The sequence below is a fragment of the Burkholderia sp. Bmkn7 genome (genome assembly GCF_041103175.1).
Taxonomy (GTDB): Bacteria; Pseudomonadota; Gammaproteobacteria; order Burkholderiales; family Burkholderiaceae; genus Burkholderia; species Burkholderia cepacia.
Map to the genome: position 1 here is coordinate 1,949,913 of NZ_JBGCUH010000002.1, position 18,281 is coordinate 1,968,193.

General features: G+C 69.0%; 16 protein-coding genes. 5 read left to right on the forward strand and 11 right to left on the reverse strand.

Annotated features, from left to right (window positions below):
• Positions 1-22 precede the first annotated feature (22 nt).
• Together AB3K92_RS14670 and AB3K92_RS14675 are read right to left on the reverse strand one after the other, a co-directional pair.
• Entirely contained in the window at positions 23-862 is an 840-nt protein-coding gene (locus AB3K92_RS14670; RefSeq protein ID WP_369465323.1) for a class II aldolase/adducin family protein, read from the reverse strand.
• 22 nt (positions 863-884) lie between these two features.
• Positions 885-1,970: an LLM class flavin-dependent oxidoreductase gene (locus AB3K92_RS14675; protein WP_021163693.1), complete on the reverse strand. Its 1,086-nt coding sequence runs from the start codon at positions 1,968-1,970 to the stop codon at positions 885-887.
• Positions 1,971-2,283: 313 nt separating this feature from the next.
• Between AB3K92_RS14675 and AB3K92_RS14680 the strand changes: the two genes are divergently transcribed.
• Positions 2,284-3,654 carry an acyl-CoA dehydrogenase family protein gene (locus AB3K92_RS14680; RefSeq protein WP_369465324.1) on the forward strand — a complete coding sequence of 457 codons (1,371 nt, stop codon included), beginning with the start codon at positions 2,284-2,286 and terminating at the stop codon, positions 3,652-3,654.
• Positions 3,655-3,715: 61 nt separating this feature from the next.
• On the opposite strand, the gene AB3K92_RS14685 is transcribed toward AB3K92_RS14680, so the two are convergent.
• Complete coding sequence (locus AB3K92_RS14685; protein WP_369465325.1) at positions 3,716-4,690, reverse strand: LysR family transcriptional regulator; 975 nt, start codon at positions 4,688-4,690, stop codon at positions 3,716-3,718.
• A gap of 17 nt (positions 4,691-4,707) precedes the next feature.
• On the opposite strand from AB3K92_RS14685, the gene AB3K92_RS14690 reads away from it, so the two are divergent.
• Together AB3K92_RS14690 and AB3K92_RS14695 are read left to right on the forward strand one after the other, a co-directional pair.
• Positions 4,708-5,274 carry a cysteine dioxygenase gene (locus tag AB3K92_RS14690; protein ID WP_021163696.1) on the forward strand — a complete coding sequence of 189 codons (567 nt, stop codon included), beginning with the start codon at positions 4,708-4,710 and terminating at the stop codon, positions 5,272-5,274.
• Between the two features lie 110 nt (positions 5,275-5,384).
• Positions 5,385-7,010: a rhodanese-related sulfurtransferase gene (locus tag AB3K92_RS14695; RefSeq protein ID WP_369465326.1), complete on the forward strand. Its 1,626-nt coding sequence runs from the start codon at positions 5,385-5,387 to the stop codon at positions 7,008-7,010.
• 61 nt (positions 7,011-7,071) lie between these two features.
• Here the strand turns inward: AB3K92_RS14695 and AB3K92_RS14700 are convergent, their stop codons facing one another.
• A complete protein-coding gene (locus tag AB3K92_RS14700; protein ID WP_059591244.1) occupies positions 7,072-8,217 on the reverse strand; it encodes a glycerophosphodiester phosphodiesterase in 1,146 nt (381 codons plus the stop codon).
• A gap of 375 nt (positions 8,218-8,592) precedes the next feature.
• On the opposite strand from AB3K92_RS14700, the gene AB3K92_RS14705 reads away from it, so the two are divergent.
• Positions 8,593-9,657: a squalene/phytoene synthase family protein gene (locus tag AB3K92_RS14705; protein ID WP_060231969.1), complete on the forward strand. Its 1,065-nt coding sequence runs from the start codon at positions 8,593-8,595 to the stop codon at positions 9,655-9,657.
• 479 nt (positions 9,658-10,136) lie between these two features.
• On the forward strand, positions 10,137-11,357 hold the full coding sequence (locus AB3K92_RS14710; RefSeq protein ID WP_021159262.1) for a porin: 1,221 nt from the start codon (positions 10,137-10,139) through the stop codon (positions 11,355-11,357).
• Positions 11,358-11,692: 335 nt separating this feature from the next.
• Here the strand turns inward: AB3K92_RS14710 and AB3K92_RS14715 are convergent, their stop codons facing one another.
• The 7 genes from AB3K92_RS14715 to AB3K92_RS14745 form a co-directional block, all read right to left on the reverse strand.
• Positions 11,693-13,183: an efflux transporter outer membrane subunit gene (locus AB3K92_RS14715; protein ID WP_369465327.1), complete on the reverse strand. Its 1,491-nt coding sequence runs from the start codon at positions 13,181-13,183 to the stop codon at positions 11,693-11,695.
• Between the two features lie 10 nt (positions 13,184-13,193).
• Positions 13,194-14,348, reverse strand: a complete 1,155-nt coding sequence (locus tag AB3K92_RS14720; RefSeq protein ID WP_369465328.1) for an ABC transporter permease — start codon at positions 14,346-14,348, stop codon at positions 13,194-13,196.
• Entirely contained in the window at positions 14,345-15,304 is a 960-nt protein-coding gene (locus AB3K92_RS14725) for an ABC transporter ATP-binding protein (RefSeq protein WP_369465329.1), read from the reverse strand. The genes AB3K92_RS14720 and AB3K92_RS14725 overlap by 4 nt, the downstream gene beginning before the upstream one ends.
• Positions 15,301-16,275, reverse strand: coding sequence for an HlyD family secretion protein (locus tag AB3K92_RS14730; RefSeq protein ID WP_369465330.1), 975 nt, complete (start codon positions 16,273-16,275; stop codon positions 15,301-15,303). Before AB3K92_RS14730 ends, AB3K92_RS14725 begins: the two co-directional genes overlap by 4 nt.
• Positions 16,272-16,970, reverse strand: coding sequence for a TetR/AcrR family transcriptional regulator (locus AB3K92_RS14735; protein WP_369465331.1), 699 nt, complete (start codon positions 16,968-16,970; stop codon positions 16,272-16,274). Before AB3K92_RS14735 ends, AB3K92_RS14730 begins: the two co-directional genes overlap by 4 nt.
• Positions 16,971-17,328: 358 nt before the next feature.
• Positions 17,329-17,751: a cupin domain-containing protein gene (locus AB3K92_RS14740; protein ID WP_060071719.1), complete on the reverse strand. Its 423-nt coding sequence runs from the start codon at positions 17,749-17,751 to the stop codon at positions 17,329-17,331.
• 10 nt (positions 17,752-17,761) lie between these two features.
• Entirely contained in the window at positions 17,762-18,199 is a 438-nt protein-coding gene (locus tag AB3K92_RS14745; RefSeq protein WP_021159255.1) for a carboxymuconolactone decarboxylase family protein, read from the reverse strand.
• Between the last annotated feature and the right edge of the window lie 82 nt (positions 18,200-18,281).

Here is an 18,281-nt window from a genome sequence, read left to right on the forward strand (position 1 = left end):
CTCCGGTCGTGCGGGAAGGCGCTCAGTCGAGCAGATCGGGTTCGTCGGCGACGACGCGCACGAACAGGCTGTCGAACGCATGCAGCGCACCCTCGGGGCCGCCGATCTGGCCGTGCGTGTGGCGCGCGGTGGCGTGATCGATCGGTTGCGGCGTGCCGGCCGCCTCGGCCAGCAACTGCGTGTGCGCGGCGTTGTCGAGCGCGATGTACCACCATGCGGCGGCCTCGACCGTCGGGCCGGCGGTCAGGATTCCGTGGTTCTTCAGGATCGCGCCCTTGTGCGTGGTGCCGTCCGGTTTCGCAAGCGCATCGGCGATCCGTGCGCCTTCGCTCGTGTCGACGACCATCCCCGTGAAGTCGTCGAACAGCGCGTGGTCTTCATAGAACACGCACGCGTCCTGCGTGAGCGGATCGAGCGGGCGGCCGAGCGTCGACCACGCCTTGCCGTACGTCGAATGCGTATGCGCGGCGGCGACGATGTGCGGATGCGCGTCGTGGATTGCCGCATGGATCGCGAACGCGGCCTTGTTCAGCGGGCGCGTGCCGATCGCGGTTTCGCCGCGCGCGTTGACGAGCAGCAGGTCGGACACCTTGATCTGCGAGAAATGCACGCCGAGCGGATTCACCCAGAAGTGGTCGGGCAGTTCGGGGTCGCGTGCGGTGATGTGGCCGGCGAGCCCCTGTGCGAAGCCGAAGCGAGCGAACAGGCGGAACGCGGCCGCGAGCCGCTCCTGACGGTGACGGCGCTCGGCGGCGACGTCGATGCGCGGCGCGGGCGGATCGAACCAGAAATGCTGGCGCGGCGACGCGTCGAGCGCGAGGCCCGACGCGGTGCGTTCGAGTGTGGACGGAACGGAGGACATCGTAAGGGTCTCCCGGGTTGCGTCAGGCCGCGCGGCGCGCCGCGTCGCGTGCGGCGACGGCGCTGCGCACGCGCGGAATCAGTTCGCGGCCGTAGTCGATCGCGTCTTCCAGCGGATCGAAGCCGCGGATCAGGAACGTCGTGACGCCGAGGTCGTAGTAGTCGAGCAGCGCATCGGCGACCTGTTCGGGCGTGCCGACCAGCGCCGTCGAATTCGAACGCGCGCCGGTGAGGCTGGCGATCTCGGTCCACAGCCGCTTGTCGACGCGCGAGCCGCGTTCGGCCGCGGCCAGCAGGCGGCGTGCGCCTTCGCTTTGTTGCGGGCCGCCGGCGCCGAGGCCGGCCGCTTCGCGCAGCCGGCGTGTTTCGTCGAGGATGCGATGCGCACGCGCCCACGCTTCGTCCTCGGTCGCGGCGAGGATCGGGCGGAACGACACGGAGAAACGCACCTGCCGGCCGTGCTTCGCGGCTTCGGCGCGCACCCGGGTCGTCAGGTCGCGCACCTGGTCGAGCGATTCGCCCCACAGCGCGTAGACGTCCGCATGCTTGCCGGCCACGGCGAGCGCGGCTTCCGATGCCCCGCCGAAATAGATCGGCACATGCGGCTGCTGGAACGGCTTCACTTCCGAGAACCCCTGTTTGAACCGGTAATGCGCGCCGTCGTGATCGAACGGCTGCGCTTCGGTCCAGATCCGCCGCAGGATGCCGAGGTACTCGTCGGTGCGCGCATAACGCGCGTCATGGTCGAGGAAATCGCCGTCGCGCTGCTGCTCGCTGTCCGAGCCGCCGGAGATGAAGTGCACGGCGAGCCGGCCGCGGCTGAACTGGTCGAGTGTCGCGATCTGCCGCGCGGCGAGCGTTGGCGCGGTGAAGCCCGGGCGATGCGCGAGCATGAAGTGGATGCGCTCGGTCGCGGCCGCCGCGAACGCGATCGTCAGCGTCGCCGACGGGCCGGTCGAGTGATGCGGCACGAGGATCCGGTCGAAGCCGGCCGTCTCGTGGGCGCGGGCAAAGTCGCGCACGTAGCCGGGGTCAACCACGGGGCCGGACGGCGGGTGGATTTCCGACTGCTTCTGGCTCTGGATCATGCCGATGAATTCGACGCTCATCTGGGTCTCCGGTGCGGGGATGTCCCGGCACGCGGCCGGGCAGGAATGGAGCGCAGGTTAACGCCGCGATCATGCGGAATGGAAATAATCAATCCCGATTTGAATATCAGATTTGCATGGTTTGGGCGCGTGTGCGCTACGCATACGCTGTGGGCTCACGAACGATCGGGCGCGCGGGCGCCGGCGAATCCGGGGGGACGCGTTGCGGATCGCCCGGTTCATGGGATACCGCGCCGCGCGGCGATCGATTGCCGCGGTTGCCGATCTCCGTCGCGCTTGCCGCCTGTCCGTATTACCCAGGGAATCCGTTTCGATGTCCGCCAGCCTTGCCGCTTCCTCGCCGTCGCCGCAGCCGCCCGCGCTGCGCCTCCTGCCCACCGACGATGCCGACGACGCACGCGTCGCCGCGCTGCTCGAGCGCCTCGCGCCGGAACTTGCCGCCGACGCGGCGCGCAACGACGTCGATGGGCGCTTTCCGCATGAGAACTTCGCGCGGTTGCATCGCGCGGGGCTGATCGCACAGGTCGTGCCGCGCGAGCATGGCGGTGCCGGTGCGACGCTCGCGCAGGCGAGCCGGATCGTTGCCGCCGTCGCGCGGGCCGATCCGGCCACCGCGCTGGTGCTGACGATGACCTATCTGCAACATCGCGCGCTCGGCCGGCCCGACAACCGCTGGCCCGCGCAGGTGCGGCGCGCGGTGTTCGACAGCGCGGTCACGCACGGTGCGCTGATCAACGCGTTGCGGGTCGAACCCGCGCTCGGTTCGCCGTCGCGCGGCGGCCTGCCGGAAACCGTTGCCCGGCGCGACGGCGACGGCTGGCGGCTGTCCGGCCACAAGCTGTACAGCACAGGGATCCCGGCGCTGCGCTGGCTGGCCGTGTGGGCGCGCACCGACGAACCGGCGCCGCGGGTCGGCGTGTTTCTCGTGCCGCGCGACCGCGATGCGGATGGCGATCGCATCCGCGTGATCGAAAGCTGGAATCATCTCGGCCTGCGTGCGTCGGGCAGCCACGAGGTCGTGTTCGACGACGTCCGGCTGCCGGCCGATCACGCGGTCGACGTGCGCGCACCGGACGCATGGGCCGTGTCGGCCGCGACCCACGCGGATGCCGACGCGCAGGCCGACCAGCAGGCGTGGATGGTCGCGCTGCTCGGCAGCCTGTACGACGCGGTGGCGCGTGCGTCGCGCGACTGGGTGGTCGAATTCGCGACGACGCGTGCGCCGAGCGGGCTGGGCGCGCCGCTCGCGACGCTGCCGCGCGTGCAGGAAGCGGTCGGCGAAATCGAGGGCTGGCTGCACGCGAACCGCGTGCTGCTCGATGATCACATCGCGCGCACCGACGCTGGCAGTGCGCCGCCGGTCACGACGAGCGGGCTGGTCAAGCGCACCGTGACCGAGCACGCGATCCGAGCGGTCGAGCAGGCGCTGAAGCTGTCGGGCAATCACGGGCTGAGCCGCGCCAATCCGCTCGAACGCCACTATCGCGACGTGCTGTGCAGCCGCGTGCATACGCCGCAGGACGACGCGATCGCGGTGGCGGCGGGGCGTGTGGTGCTCGACGCGGCGAGCCGGGTCGAAGCGAAGGGCGAGACGAAGGGCGAAGCGGGTGGCAAAGCGAGCGGCGAGACGGAAACGGGCGAGGCGTCGGTCAACGGGACCGAGCGCGGCCGCAGCGATGCGTGAGCGGAGCAGGGCTGGCGCGGGCATCGACCGGGCGGCGCGATGCTGCCGCCGCCCGATAAGGTCACGCAGCCTGGTCGTGCGCCTGCTCGGGCAGTGCGAATACCGCACGCGCATGCGCGGCGACGGCCGCGAGCGGCGCGCCGAAGCGGGCCGCATCGTGCCGGCGCAGCAACCACAGATCGATGTGCGGCTTGAAATCGGCGAGCGGCACGATGTCGAGCGCATCGCGCAGCGGGCTGCCTTCGACGAGCGGCAGCGGCATCAGCCCGATGCCGAAGCCGTTCGCGACGCTCTGCAGTTGCAGGTCGCGGCCGTAGGCGTCGAGCGTGACCGGCATCGGCAGGCCCTGCGCGTCGAGCGCGCGCCGCAGGCCCGCACGAAAGCCGCAACCGTCGGGATTGAGCACCCAGCCATGAGCGTGGCAATCGGCGAGCCGGTAGCTGCGGCGCGGCCAGTCACCCTTGCGGCCGACCGCGACGAGCCGCGTGGCCAGCAGCCGTTCGCCGTCGACCTGTGCCGGCAGCACCATCTCGCGCGCGAGGAACACGAGCGCCGCATCGAGTTCGCGGCGGGCGACGCGTTCGACGAGCATGCCGCCCCACGCGGTCGTGACCTGCGTCGCGAGCGCGGGCCACTGCGCGGCGAGTTCGGCGATCAGCGCGGGCAGCATCAGTTCGCCGAGGCCCTGCGTGAGCCCGATCCGGAACTCGCCGGCGGGCGGCTGCTCGCCGGCCGTCAGCTCGCGCAGCGCATCGACTTCGCGCAGGATCGCGCGACACTGCTCGAAGACCCGCCGGCCGATGTCGGTCGGGCGCGGCGGCTTCGTGTTGCGATCGAGCAGGGTCACGCCGAGCGCTTCCTCGAGATTCTGGACGCGCCGCGTGATCGCGGGCTGCGTCATCCCGAGCTCGGCCGCGGCCTGGCTCAGGGTCTGGCAGCGGACAACCGCTGCAAAAGCGTCGATATCGCTAATTTTCATGTTTGTTCTGCATGGTCTTTCGGATGCATCATGACGATCCATCATATTCGGCATCATATTCGAGGAGCCAGCCGATGAGTACGCTTTCGTTGCATCAGACGCCGCTGCGTCCGTTCGTCGACGGTCTGGGCGCGCTGCTCGCGTCCGGCGCGGACGAGGCGCGCATCCTCGACGAGGGCGGTGCGCTGCTCGCCGCGCTCGTCGAACACGACGACTGGTTGCCCGACACGTTCGCGCAGCCCGACCCCGCGCGCTATCGGCAATACCTGCTGCATCTCGACCCGGACGAGCGGTTCTCGGTCGTCAGCTTCGTGTGGGGCCCCGGCCAGACGACGCCGATCCACAACCACACGGTGTGGGGGCTGATCGGAATGCTGCGCGGCGGCGAATTCTCGCAGCCGTACCGGTTCGACGCAGCGGGCCGGCCGGTGCCGTCCGGCGAAGCCGTGCGGCTGGCGCCGGGCGAGATCGAGGCCGTGTCGCCGCGCATCGGCGACGTCCATCGCGTGACCAACGCGTTCGCCGATCAGGTGTCGATCAGCATCCACGTGTACGGCGCGAATATCGGCAAGGTCGAGCGCGCGGTGTACCTGGACGACGGCACCGTGAAGCCCTTCGTGTCGGGCTATTCGAACGCCTGATGCCACGCCCGCCGATGCGGCCGGTTGCCCGCACGCGCCGGCGGGCTCAAGATTGATCCGTTCCGCTCTCTTCACCGACTTCAACGCATTCAATTCAACACGGAGACATCGTGACGCACTCCGCCGATTCCACTTCCCGTTTTCCCGTCGCGTCGTACCAGGATGTGCGCGCGCGCCTGCTTGCCCGCGACGAGATCGCACTGATCGACGTACGCGAGGAAGACCCGTACGCGCAGGGCCACCCGCTGTGGGCCGCCAACTTTCCGCTGTCGAAACTCGAACTCGACGCGTGGACGCGGATTCCGCGCCGCGACACGCCGATCGTCGTGTTCGGCGAAGCGGGCGGCGAGGATCTCGCGCCGCGCGCGGCCGAGAAGCTCGCGCAACTCGGCTACACCGACGTGCGGCTGCTCGACGGCGGCCTCGCGGGCTGGCTCGCGGGGGGCGGCGAACTGTTCATCGACGTGAACGTGCCGAGCAAGTCGTTCGGCGAATGGGTCGAGGCCGAGCGGCATACGCCGTCGCTGTCCGCGCAGGAGGTGCAGGCGCTGATCGACGCGCAGGCCGATGTCGTGATCGTCGACGCGCGCCGTTTCGACGAATACCAGACGATGAACATCCCGACCTCGACGAGCGTACCCGGCGCGGAACTCGTGCTGCGCGTGCGCGCGCTTGCGCCGAACCCGGCGACGCAGGTCGTCGTCAACTGCGCGGGACGCACGCGCAGCATCATCGGCACGCAGTCGCTCGTCAACGCGGGGCTGCCGAATCCGGTCGCGGCGCTGCGCAACGGCACGATCGGCTGGACGCTCGCGGGCCAGACGCTCGAGCGGGGGGCCGCGCGGCGCTTTCCGGACGACATCGACGCGACGCAGCGCGACGAAGCGCGCCGCGCGGCGCGTGCGGTGGCCGAACGCGCGGGCGTGCCGCGCATCGCGCTCGCCGACGTCGCCGCGCTCGCCGAACCGGGCCGCACGCTGTACCGCTTCGACGTGCGCACGCCGGAGGAATACGAAGCCGGCCATCTGCCGGGTTTCCTGAGCACGCCGGGCGGCCAGCTCGTGCAGGAGACCGACCATCATGCGGCCGTGCGCGGCGCGCGGATCGTGCTCGCCGACGACGACGGCGTGCGCGCCGACATGACCGCGTCGTGGCTCGCGCAGATGGGCTGGGACGTGCGTGTCGTCGAGCCGGCCGGCGCGGCCGCGTTCGGCGAGCGCGGCCAGCCGCCGCGCGACGTGCCGGCGACGCCGGCCGTGGCGGAGGTATCGCCCGCGACGCTCGCGGGCTGGCTGAAGGAGGCGGCGCCCGGCGAGCTGGCGATCGTCGACGTGACGGCCAGCGCGAACTACGTGAAGCGCCATATCCCGGGCGCGTGGTTCGCCGTGCGTGCGCAGCTGCGCGACGCGCTCGCGGCGATTCCGGCCGCGAAGCGTTATGTGTTCACGTGCGGGTCGAGCCTGCTCGCGCGGTTTGCGGCGGACGACGCGCGTGCGCTGCTGCCGGCATCGGCCGAGATCCGGGTGCTCACCGGCGGCACGGCCGCATGGATCGACGCCGGGTTGCCGCTCGAAAGCGGCGAGACGCGACTGGCGTCACCGCGTGTCGACCGCTACCGGCGCCCGTACGAAGGCACCGACAACGCGGCGGCCGCGATGCAGGCGTATCTCGACTGGGAATACGGGCTGGTCGACCAGTTGAAGCGGGACGGCACGCACCACTTCAACGTGATCTGACCGATGCGATGCAACCGGGGGCAACGCGCGCGTCGCGCGCCGCGCCCGGTCGACGCGCGTCTCAGCGCTTGAACGTATCGACGGCCGTGCGGCCGACGGCCGGATCGTCGGTGAAGAAGCCGTCGATGCCCGCGCGCAGGTACGCCTGGATCTCGCGCACCGAGCCTGCCGTGTTGCGCGTGGCCGGCGTGCCGCCGTCCTTCAGCGACGCGGGCAGGAAGTTGTTCTCCGGGCGGAAGGTGTACGGATGCACGACGAGGCCGGCCTCGTGCGCGTAGCGCACGTACTGCGTCGGCTGCTGCAGCGTGCCGTCCGCGGCGACCGCGATGATCGACGTCTTGTACGGGCCGACGCCGTTCGCATAGGTCGCGACCTCGCGCATGCCGTCGCGCGTCGACAGGTCGCCGTAGGTGCGCTTGTCGTTCGCCTTCACGAAGTCGTACGGGCGCTGGTCGGCTTCGTCCATCAGCTGCACGAGCTTCCAGTTCGGCTGGCTCGACTTGATCCGGTTGCGGATCGCCTTCAGGTTCGCGACCTCGAACGACTGGATGTAGACGGTCGCGGTGCGGGCCGTGTACGAATCCTTCAGCAGCGCGTCGACCAGGCGGTCCTCGAGCGGCAGGCCGATCGACTGGAAGTAGGTCGGGTGCTTGGTTTCGGGATACAGGTGGATCGTGCGGCCGGTCTGTGCGGACATCTGCTTCGCGAGCGCGACGATTTCGTCGAACGTCGGAATCTCGAACTGGTCGTTGTACGCGGTGTTCGCGGGGCGGACCTGCGGAATGCGCTCGCGGGCGCGCAGCGTCTTCAGCTCGGCGAGCGTGAAATCCTCGGTGAACCAGCCGGTCAGCTGCGCGCCGTCGATCGTCTTGGTCGCCTTGCGGCTCGCGAACTGCGGCAGCGCGGACACGTTCGTCGTGCCCGAGATCTCGTTCTCGTGCCGCGCGACGAGCACGCCGTCGCGGGTCGACACGAGGTCGGGCTCGATCACGTCCGCGCCGTCCTCGATCGCCTTGCGGTACGACGCCAGCGTATGTTCGGGGCGCAGCGCGCTCGCGCCGCGATGGCCGACCACCTGGACCTTCGCGGAAATCGGCTGGGTGGGATCGGACGCGACGTCGTCGTCGCCGCCGCACGCGGCGAGCAGGAACGCGGCGGCACAGGCGAACGGGACGTAGCGCAGGGAGGTCGGGCGCTTGAAGAGCATGTCGATGAACCTTCGAAACGAGAGTCGGAAAGGGGCGGTCGCTCCGGCGGCGCGGCTGTCGTGCCGTGTCGCACGGAGTCGGATGGGACGCGATCGTCGCATCGAATAATTACATATGTATTACTTCGGCCTTTCCGTTTCCTGTTTTTGGGGTGCGATGTACGCGGCGGGGCGGTTGACGGCGGCCCGACGGATGACACATTCCGGCCGTCCCGGGCAGGCCGTGTGCCGGATGCACTAAACTTGCGGGAATTTTGCATCGCCGTGCCGGGCCGGACGCCCGCCTGGCGCGACGATGCGGCGACTCGCGGGCCGGCGCGGGCGCCCGGCGCCCGTGTGCGTCCGGGGCGCGCGCCGGCCGATTTTTCCCGACCCATGACGACTCGAACCGATTCCGCCTACCTGCTCGGCGACCTGCTGAAGAACGTTTCCCGCTCCTTCTACCTGACGCTGCGCGTGCTGCCCGACGGCATGCGCGACCCGGTCGGCCTCGCGTACCTGCTTGCGCGCGCGGCCGACACGATCGCCGATACGGCGCTCGTCGCGCCCGATCGCCGGGCGGCATTGCTGACCGAGCTGCGCGACGAGGTCGAGCAGCTCGGCGACGGCGTCGCGCTGTCGCGTGCGCTCGAGGACGTGACGCGGATGCAGACCGATTCGCACGAGCACGTGCTGCTCGGCTCGATGGAGCCGATGCTCGCGCTGCTGCGCGCGCAGCCGGACGCCGATCGCGCGTCGATCCGCAAGGTCGTCGCAACGCTGACGGCGGGGATGGTATTCGACCTGCGCACGTTCCCCGACGAGCAATCGGGGCGGGTCGCGTCGCTGCGAACGCGCGACGAACTCGACCGCTACACCTATCTCGTCGCCGGCTGCGTGGGCGAGTTCTGGACCGACATGACGGGCATGCACACGCCGGCCGCGCGCGGCTGGAGCCTGCCGGACATGGTCGAGAAGGGCATCCGCTTCGGCAAGGCGCTGCAGATGACCAACATCCTGCGCGACTGCGCGAAGGACCTGCGCATCGGCCGCTGCTACCTGCCCGACGATGTGCTGGGCGCGCACGGGCTGAGCGTCGCCGACCTGATGTTGCCCGATGCGTCGGCGCGTGCGCGCGGCGTGCTGGTCGACCTGCTGCGCGTGACGCTGGACCAGTATCGCGACGCGTGCCTGTATACCGTTGCGATCCCGCGCCGCTTCGTTCGGCTGCGGCTGGCATGCCTGTGGCCGATCATGATCGGCCTCGAAACGCTCGAGCTGCTGGCCGGCCATGACGCATGGCTCGATCCGGCGAAGCCGGCCAAGGTGCCGAGAAAGCGCGTCTACCGGATCATGGCGTCGTCGCTCGCGCTGGTCGGATCGAACACGGCGATTCGCGCGCGCATGACCGCGCTTTCCGATGCCGTGAGCGCGCATCTCGTGCAGCCGGTCACCCGCTGACACACACCGAACGATGCCGGCGCGACAGGTGCCGGCGTCGCCCCTCGGCCCGCGTTCGCCGGGCCGGTTCTCCCGCATCGTCTAAAAACGTTTTCATTATTTCGTTTCGCGAAACGTGGGTGTCATGAACGTCAGCGATCCTTCGCGGCGGCGTGAATCGTGGCGTCGGCCGCGGTCGCGCATTTGTAAGATGTATTTCGCCGAAGGCATCTGACAACATCCGACGGTCGTGTTGCACCCGTAAAAATGTAAAGCTAGGGTTTTCACCGGGAAATGCCGGAAAGGCCCGCTGCGTAAGCGTTTTCAGGTGTTATGTAACTGCTTGGTGAACCCGTGCGTTGCGTCGATCATACGATGACCGACTGCACATGTTGGGAAATGATTGGTAATCCGTCAGAATCGCGTCGGCATGTACTCGCACATGTGTCAGTCATAAAACCACACCAGAAAAGAAATCATTCTTTGAGGACGGAGAATCAATGAAAAAGCGCGTCGCTTTCGCCATGACGGCAGCGGGCCTTGCAGCCGCTACCGCCGCCCACGCACAGAGCAGCGTGACCCTGTACGGTATCGTCGATAACGGTATCGCATACCAAAACAACTCGTCGGCAGTCGGCGCGACCACGGGTGGTCACTCGAAGGTGCAGATGTCCACCGGCGTGTGGGCAGGCAGCCGCTTCGGCCTGAAGGGCAGCGAAGATCTCGGCGGCGGCACGAAGGCGATTTTCCAGTTGGAAGCCGGCGTCAACACGGCTAACGGTTCGTCGCAATGGACCAACGGCATCTTCACGCGTCAGGCGTGGGTTGGCCTGACCAACAATACGTACGGTACGCTGACGGCCGGTCGCCAGTACACCGCGTACTACACGCTGCTGTCGCCGTACAGCCCGACGACCTGGCTGACCGGTTACTACGGCGCGCACCCGGGCGATATCGATTCGCTGGATACCAGCTACCGCGCGAACAACTCGCTCGTCTACATGTCGCCGAAGTTCTACGGCTTCACGGTCGGCGGTTCGTACTCATTCGGCGGCGTCGCAGGCGCGACGAACCGCGGCTCGACGTGGAGCGCGGCGATCCAGTACCTGAACGGCCCGGCAGGCATCGCCGTCGGCTACCAGCGAGTCAACAACGCGACGCTCGGCGGCGGCGCGTGGGGCGCGAACTCGACGGTGCAGAACGGCCTGAACGCAGCCGGCACCAACGGTGTCGAGCCGGCAGTTTCGTCGATCAACAATGGCTACCAGTTCGCACAGTCGCAACAGCGCCTGGCCGTCACGGCTGGCTACCAGTTCTCGCCGGCGTGGGACATTTCGGCGTCGTACTCGAACGTTCAATACATTCCGGGCACGGGTTCGGGTTTCAAGAACACGGCGATCTTCAACACGGCTGGCGCCGTGCTGCACTGGAAGCCGGTCGCTCAGTGGGACTTCGCGGCAGGCTACTCGTACACGGCGGCAACGCAGTCGAATGGCATCACGAGCTCGGCCAAGTACCACCAGGTCACGGTGTCGCAGTACTACAGCCTGTCGAAGCGCACGGGCCTGTACGCAGTTGAGGCTTACCAGCACTCCAGCGGTAACACGCTGACCCCGACGGGCGGCATCATCGCCGCAACGACGTCGATCGGCGACGGCGTGGGCGCAGGTTCGAAGCAGAACCAGATCGGCGTCGGCGTCGGCATGATCCACCGCTTCTAATGTCGCGCGGCGCGCAAGCGCTGCTTGCGGCATGCGGTATGAAAACCGGCCTTCGGGCCGGTTTTTTCATGGCTGCGCAATTCGGGCGAATGTCGCGCCGCGATCGCTGCGTCAAACCCTTACCGCGCCATCATTCCGCTTCTATCGCTGCGTCGAGCCTGCATGCGCGATTGCTCTGCTTCGATCGCTGCGTCAAGCCCGCGCACCGCGCGATCACTCCGCTTCTACCGCTGCGTCGAGCCCGCATGCGTGATCGCTCCGTTTCTATCGCTGGGTCAAGCCCGCGTCGCGCGATCGCTCCGCTTCGATCGCCGCATTGAGCCTCCACCGCGCACTCACTCCGCCGCATCATCCATCCAGCTTCCCGCGAGCGCCTGAAACAGCGCCGCCGTATCGGCAAGCCGGTCGGCCTGTGCGCGGGTACGGTCGAGCGCCGTCTGCAGTGCCTGCCGCTGCGCGTCGAGCAGGTCGAACGTGCTGATTCCGCCCGCCGCGTAACGGTCGCCGGCAATCGAATTGCTGGCCGCCGCTTCCTGCGCAGCGGTGTCTCTCGCCCGCAGCTCGGCAGCATCGTGCTCGACCGCGCGCATCGCGTCGGCTACCTGCTGCAGCGCCTCGAGCACGGTTTCCCGGTAACTCGCGAACGCGGCGTCGTATGCCGCTTCGGCCGCGCGTTTCCTCGCACGCAGTTCACCGCCGTGAAAGAGTGGCTGCGTGAGACCGAGACCGACATTCCATACATTGAGCCCGCTGACGATATCCGCGATACGTGTGCGCTCCGAGCCGATCCCCGCCGAAACCGAAAAGCGCGGATACAGGTTCGCGGTGGCCACGCCGACGTTCGCGCTCGCCTGGTGCAGCACGGCTTCGGCGGCGCGGATGTCGGGCCGTTCGCGTGCGAGCGTCGACGGCAGCGCAACGGGCAGCGTGCGAGGCAGCGCGAGCGTATCCAGCGTGAGGTCGGGCAGCATCGCATCGGAGGGCGGCGCGCCGAGCAGGATCGCGAGCCGATGGCCGGACTGCGCGAGGCGGGTCGCGAGCGGCGGCAGTGACGCCTGCGTCTGCGCGAGCAACGCGCGCTGCGCATGCACATCGGCCTGCGATACGCCACCGGCAGCGAAACGCGCTTCGACGATGCGCAACTGCCGCGTCTGCGCGTCGATCAGCTGCCGCGTAAGCGCGACCTGCTGCGCGAGCGACGCGCGCAGGATCGCGGTGGCGACGACGTTACCCGCGAGCGTCAGGCGCGCGGCGTCGAGCGTATAGGCCTGATAGTCGACCTGCGCGCGCAACGCCTCGAGCGCGCGCCGGTTGCCGCCGAACACGTCGAGCACGTACGACACGCTCACCGACGCGTCATAAAGCGTGAACGGCCCCGGCTTCGGCACGCTGGCCGGCAGGCCGAACGCGGTCGTGTCGACCTGCTCGCGCGTCGCGGACACGCTCGCATCGACTTTCGGCAGCATCGTCGCGCCGGCTTCCGCCGCATGGTTCTGGCGCGCTTCGTCGAGCCGCGCGCGGGCTTCGGCAAGCGTCGGGCTGTTGCGCCAAGCGGTATCGACGAGCCGGTTCAACGGTTCGGAGCCGAACTGCGTCCACCAGTGCTGCGGAGTGTGTTCGGCCGATGCGAACGTCTGACCGTCGCCTGCCGGGCCGGCGGCGGCGGCCGTCGTCGTCGGCGGTTCGCCGCGCGTGTAGCGCTGCGTGGCGGGCGCATCCGGCGCGTGGAAATCCGGCCCGACCGCGCATCCGGCGACGAGCAGCACGGCAGCGGCCAGCGTGCAGCAGCGGGTGGCGTGGAGGGGGCGACGCGAAGCCGGTTTCATCGTGCGGTGCCTAGTCGAGCGTGCGCCGGTAGAAGCGCAACGCGATGCCCATCACGACGACGGTGAACAACGCGACCGGCCACACGGACGGCCACAGGTCGTTCCAGCCGTTCCCTTTCAGCAGGATGCCGCGCACGAGGCGGTTGAAGTAGGTGAGCGGCAGCAGGTTGCCGATGAACTGCGCCCACTTCGGCATCCCGGCGAACGGGAACATGAAACCCGACAGCAGGATGTTCGGCAGGAAGTAGAACACCGCGAGCTGCATCGCCTGCAACTGGTTCTGCGCGAGCGACGACAGCGTGATGCCGACGGTCAGGTTCGCGGCGATGAACAGCAGCGCGGACAGGTAGATCGCGAACGCGCCGCCGACGAACGGCACCTCGAACACGAAGCGGGCGGCCGCGAGAATGATCGACACCTGGATCAGCCCGATCAGCACGTACGGGACGATCTTGCCCGTCATCACCTCGAGCGGCCGCACGGGCGTCGCGAGCAGGTTCTCCATCGTGCCGCGCTCGCGTTCGCGCGTGATCGCGAGGCCCGTCATCATCACCATCGTCATCGTCAGGATCACGCCCATCAGGCCCGGCACGACGTTGTACTGCGTGATGCCCTCGGGGTTGTAGAGCCGGTGCAGCACGACGTCGAAGGCGGCCGGCCGGCCGTTCAGGTGCGCGAGCGGGCCGGTCAGGTCCTTGTCCACGACCGGCTGCACGAGGCCGGCGAGCGCGCCGATCGCCGACGCGGTCGCGACGGGATCGGTCGCGTCCGCCTCGACGAGCAGCGACGGACGTTCGCCGCGCAGCAGCCGGCGTGAGAAATCGGCCGGCACGTTCAATACGAACAGCACGTCGCCGCGCGCGAGCGCACGCTGGCCGGCCGCTTCGTCGGGCAGCGTCTCGACGATGTCGAAGTACGCGGAGTTGCGCATCGCGGCGACGAAGCTCCGCGCGAACGGGCTCGCGTCGGCGACGATCACCGCGGTCGGCAGGTGCTTCGGATCGGTGTTGATCGCGAAGCCGAACAGCGCGAGCTGGATGATCGGCACGCCGACGATCATCGCGAACGTCACGCGGTCGCGGCGCAGCTGCAGGAATTCCTTCAGCACGATGCTCCACCAGCGCGCGACCGAGAACGCGTCGCGCAAGCGTGCCCACGCGTTCATGACGACGCTCCGCCGGGCGGCGCGGATGCGCGGCCCATCATGTAGATGAACACGTCCTCGAGGCCGGTGTCGATCGGCGCGACCTGCAGCGCGGCGGGCCCGCCGGCCTGCGCCGCGACCTGCGCGAGCGTCGCGTCGAGCCGCGCGCGATCGCGGCCGCTCACGTGCAGCGCCGAACCGAACACGACCGTCTGGTCGACGCCCGGCATCGTGCGCAGTCGCGCGGACAGTTCGGCCAGGTGCCCGCCGGTGATCGCGCGGGTCGCGAGCCCCTGCGACGCGATGATCTCCGCCGACGTGCCCTGCGCGAGCAACTCGCCGTACGCGATATACGCGAGCTTGTGGCAGCGTTCGGCTTCGTCCATGTAGTGCGTGCTGACGAGCACCGAAATTCCCTGGGCGGCCAGCCGGTGCAGTTCTTCCCAGAAGTCGCGGCGCGCGGCCGGGTCGACGCCAGCCGTGGGCTCGTCGAGCAGCAGCAGGGCCGGCTCGTGCAGCATGCAGGCGGCCAGCGCGAGGCGCTGCTTCCAGCCGCCCGACAGCGCGCCCGTGAGCTGGTCGGCGCGGCTCGCGAGGCCGAGCCCGTCGAGGGCGCGCGCGACGGCCGCCTTGCGGTCGGGCATCCCGTACACGCGCGCGACGAAATCGAGGTTCTCGCGGATCGACAAGTCTTCCCAGTACGAGAAGCGTTGCGTCATGTAACCGACGCGTCGTTTGATCTGCGCGCTGTCGCGCACGATGTCGTAGCCGAGGCAGGTGCCGCTGCCCGAGTCGGGCGTGAGCAACCCGCACATCATCCGGATCGACGTGGTCTTGCCGCTGCCGTTCGGACCGAGAAAGCCGAAGATCTCGCCGCGCGCGACGCGCAGCGACACGTCCTTCACGACATGCTTGTCGCCGAAATGCTTGTTCAGGCGATCGACGTCGATCGCGTACGGGGCGGAGGGCGTGTTCACGGCACCCTCACGGCGACGGGCTGGCCCGGATGCAGCTTCGGCGCGTCGGCCACGGCCGGGCGCGCCTCGATCATGAACACGAGCTTGGTCCGGCTCTCGTTGCTGTAGATCACGGGCGGCGTGTATTCGGCCTCGCTCGACACGTAGGTGATGTGCGCGGGCACGTCGGCCGCACAGCCGTCGCAGTGGATCGCGACGGTGCGCCCCGGCGCGAGCGATGCGATGGCGGCTTCGGGGACGAAGAAGCGTACCTTCAGGTTTTGCGGCGGCAGCATCTGCACGACCGGATTGCCTGCCTGCACCCATTCGCCGACACGGTACAGCGTGTCGTACACGCGCCCGGCGGCGGGGGCGGCGACGCGCTTCTGGTCGAGCTTCCACTGCGCTTCGGCCACGGCCGCCTGCGCGGCGTCGACCTGCGCGGCCTGCGCGGCGACCTGCTGCGCGCGGCCCGGCAGGCGCGCGACGTCGACCTGTTTCTGCAGTTCGCGCATCTGCGCGGCGGTGGTTTGCGCGGACGTGCGCGAATCGTCGAGCTGCTGCTTCGACAGGCCGCCGGCCGCGTACTGGCGTTCGTCGCGCGCCAGTTGCGCGGCGGCTCGCGCGGCCTGCGCGGTGGCCTGGGCGAGCTGCGCCTGCGTGACCGCGATTTCCGGCGGGCGCTTGCCCGTCTGCAGGTCGGCAAGCTGCGCGCGGGCGGCCGCGAGCTGGTGCTGCGCCTGCGACAGCGCGGCGGTTTCGCTGACGGCCTCGAGCGAGAAGGCCGGCACGCCGGCGGCGAGGGTCTGGCCGCGCGCGACCGCCAACTGCGTCAGCGTGCCCGATTGCGACGACGACAGGTACACGAATTCGCCTTCGACGTAGCCCTGGTAAGTCGTGCCGTTGTCGGCCGGGCGTCCGCAGCCGGCGAGCACGGCGACTGCGGCGACCGCGGCAACCGTCGCCAGCGGCCATGCGCGAGGCGGGTTCATGACGGCCTCCGTGGCGAGCGGGCCCGTGCGCGACGCGCGGGGGCGGGCGGCTGCATTCCCGAACCGAGCAGCGCGCGGACGTGCCGGTGCAGCACGTCGCGGTCGATCGGCGGCATGCCGCGCGCGCTTTGCCACAGTTTCGCGGTCGCGAGCGGCAGCATCACCAGCGCGACGATCGAATGGAACAGGAACGCGGGTTCGAGCGCGGGGTTCAGCGTGCCGGCCTGCTGCGCGCCGCGGATGCGTTCGGCGAAGCGCCCGACATGATCGAGCGGAATGCGCCGGACCATCCGTTCGCGCAGCAGCCCGCCTTCGTGGACGATCTCGCGCAGCCAGATCGACGGCAGCCACGGCATGCGGTGCGTGACGTCGAAGAAGCGGTCGACGAGTTCGCTGACGAGCGCGAACGGATCGTCGTCGATCCGCGGCTCGGTCGGTCGCCACACGAACGCGATCGCCTGTGCGAGCCGTTCCTCGACGATCGCGTCGAGCAACCGCTCGCGATTCGTGAAGTAGTAGTGGACCATCGCCGACGTGACGCCTGCTGCTGCGGCGATCTGCGCGACGGTCGTCGCGGCGATGCCGCGTTCGGCGAACAGCTGCATCGCGACGTCGAGCATGTGGTCGCGCAGGTCGAAATCGTCGACCGACGGGCGGCGCCCGCGCGGCTTGGCGACGGTGGATTTCGCGTTCATGGAATCGACGCTAATTGATGAGTTAGTTAATTTCAAGGAAGGGTTTTCGACCGGGTTGATCGAGATCAGGCGAGCGTCGAACGGGGGCGCGGGCGGGCCGGGATGTGGCGCGGTGCGGCAAGCCGGTAGCGGAGTGTAGGGAGCGGCTAATGCGGAAGCGGCGGAGAAACGGCGGAGAAACGGCGGAGAAACGGCGGAGAAACGGCGGAGAAACGGCGGAGAAACGGCGGAGAAACGGCGGAGAAGCGCCGAGGGAAAACCGGCGGGGAGCGGCGGGGCTCAGTAAGCGAAACGGCGGCGAACCCGGTCGCGCAGCCGGGGCGCGTGCCTCGATAACGGCACGCGCCCCCGCAAGCGCTTACTGATCGATCGGCGACGTCAGCGGCACGTGTTCGCCGGTCAGCCCGAACACGACGAGCTGCGCGGGTTCGGTCGCGCTTGCGTTGCGCGACACCTGGTGGCGCGAGCCGGGCGCCTCGTACCAGCCTTCGCCGGCGCGGTAGCGGTGCAGCGGGCCGCCGTTCACCTGCGACAGCACTTCGCCTTTCGACACGACCGCGAACACCGAGCCGAGGTGCCGATGGGCTTCCGAAGCCTGGCCGGGCGCATAGTCGACGGTCGCGACGACCGCGAGCTTGCCGGGCGCTTCGGGCACGGCCTGCTGCATGATCGTGTGCACGTTGTCGCCGGTGTCGTGTGCATGGGCGGCGGCCGGCGGCAGCGCGGCCGCGGCCGCGAGCCATGCGCCGAAGACGGCGCGACGGAGCGTGGCGTACGTCATCGTCGTCTCCTTACTCGGGCATCTTGCGGAACGCGATCGCGAAGCGGTTCCACGTGTTGATCGTCGCGATCAGCATCGACAGGTCGAACAGTTCCTCGTCGGTGAAATGCGGCTTCACGGCCTCCCAGACGGCGTCGGGCACGTGGTTGTCGGCCACCAGCGTCAGCGCCTCGGTCCATTCCAGCGCCGCGCGTTCGCGCTCGGTGAAGAACGGCGTTTCGCGCCACACGACGACGGTCGCGAGACGGCGGTCGGTTTCGCCGTCCTTGCGTGCGTCGGTCGTGTGCATGTCGACGCAGAACGCGCAGCCGTTGATCTGCGACGCGCGCAGGCGGACGAGTTCGGCGAGCGGCTTCTCGATCGAGCTTTTCGCGATGAAGTCCTCGGCGTTGCGCATCACCTTGATGGCGTTCGGGCTGGCGGTATAGAAGTTCAGGCGCGGTTGCATGGCAGGTCCTTTTTCGGTTGGAGCGCACGGTGGCGCGACAGGACCCACTTTAGGACGCAAGCTGGCCTGCTTGAATGGCCAA